The sequence below is a fragment of the Micromonospora sp. D75 genome (assembly GCF_018070405.1).
Classification (GTDB): domain Bacteria; phylum Actinomycetota; class Actinomycetes; order Mycobacteriales; family Micromonosporaceae; genus Micromonospora; species Micromonospora chalcea.
The window spans coordinates 1-989 of record NZ_JAGPXV010001055.1; the positions used below are offsets into that span (position 1 = coordinate 1).

Sequence of the window (989 nt, forward strand, 5' to 3'; positions counted from 1 at the left end):
CCGACCACGCCGTAGTCGGCCAGTTCGAAGATCGGCGCTTCGGCGTCCTTGTTCACCGCGACGATGGTCTTCGAGGTCTGCATGCCGGCCCGGTGCTGGATCGCCCCGGAGATACCCAGCGCGACATACAGCTGCGGAGAGACGGTCTTGCCGGTCTGGCCGACCTGGAACTGGTGCGGGTAGTAGCCGGAGTCGACCGCCGCGCGGGACGCGCCGACCGCGCCGCCGAGCAGGTCGGCGATCTCCTCGACCAGCTTGAAGTTGTCCGCGTTACCGACACCACGCCCGCCGGACACGACCACCGACGCCTCCGTCAACTCGGGGCGGGAGCCCTTCTGCTCCGCGACCCGCTCCACCACCTTGGCCAGCTTGTCCGCGTCGGTGACCGACACCGTGAGCTGCTCCACCGCCGGGCTGGCCGGCGCCGGGACCGGAGCGAGGGAGTTCGGGCGGACGGTGACCAGCGGCAGACCCTTGGTGACCTTCGCCTTGACGATCGTGGACCCGGCGAACGCCACCTGCGTCGCGGTGCCGTCCGCGGCCAGGCCGACCACGTCGGTCAGGATGCCGTTGTCCAGCTTCACCGCCAGCCGCGCGGCGATCTCCTTGCCCTCCTGCGACGACGCCAGCAGCACCGCCGCCGGCTGCACCCGCGCGACGAGGTCGGCGACCACAGTCGCCTTCGGGGCCACCAGGTAGCCGTCGATCTCCTCACCCTCGGCCGCGTAGATCTTCTCCGCCCCGTACTCGCCCAGCTTGGCGCTCAACGCCTCGGCGGCACCAGGACCACCGAGCACGACGGCGCTCGGGGTGCCCAGCTCGCGGGCAAGGGTGAGCATCTCGCACGTGACCTTCTTGACGCCGAACTCACGCGTGGCTTCGACGACGACGAGAACCTCAGACATGTCAGCGACCTCTCACACGAACTTCTCGGAGGCGAGGAACTCGACCAGCTTCACGCCGCCGTCGCCCTCGTCGGTGATCTTCTC

The 989-nt window shown here is 69.6% G+C and carries 1 protein-coding gene; it reads right to left on the minus strand.

Annotated features, from left to right (window positions below):
- Window positions 1-905: electron transfer flavoprotein subunit alpha/FixB family protein (locus tag KBX39_RS31935; protein WP_210874138.1), on the minus strand; the 905-nt coding region annotated here is incomplete at its 3' end.
- Between the last annotated feature and the right edge of the window lie 84 nt (window positions 906-989).